The sequence below is a fragment of the Candidatus Symbiopectobacterium sp. NZEC135 genome, from assembly GCF_025962695.1.
On sequence record NZ_JAGFPF010001579.1, the window covers coordinates 1 to 503 of the forward strand.

Here is a 503-nt window from a genome sequence, read left to right on the forward strand (position 1 = left end):
GCTTAAAGGGCGCAAGGCACTGCTCTATACCGGCGGTGTGAAATCCTGGTCGGTGGTATCGGCGCTGCAAGATCTCGGTATGACGGTGGTTGCTACCGGCACGCGGAAATCCACGCAGGAAGATAAAGCGCGCATCCGCGACCTGATGGGAGATGATGCCGTGATGCTTGATGAGGGCAATGCGCGCACCCTGTTGGACGTGGCCTATCGCTACGGTGCGGACATGATGATTGCCGGGGGGCGCAACATGTACACCGCCTACAAAGCGCGCATTCCGTTTCTTGATATCAATCAGGAGCGTGAGCACGCCTATGCGGGCTATCGCGGCATTGTCACGCTGGCAGAACAAATTTGCCTCACGTTGGAAAGCCCGGTCTGGCCGCAAACCCATCTCTCTGCCCCCTGGCGCTAAGGAGTACGCAATGGCTGACGTTATCCGTAATAAGAAACCCCTTGCCCCCAGCCCTATCAAGAGCGGGCAACCGCTCGGTGCCATTCTGGCG

The 503-nt window shown here is 58.4% G+C and carries 1 protein-coding gene; it reads left to right on the forward strand.

From position 1 onward, the window contains the following. Window positions 1-412, forward strand: a 412-nt coding sequence (locus J5224_RS35475) for a nitrogenase component 1 (RefSeq protein WP_319802562.1), incomplete at its 5' end; no start/stop codon positions are given. Window positions 413-503: the final 91 nt, after the last annotated feature.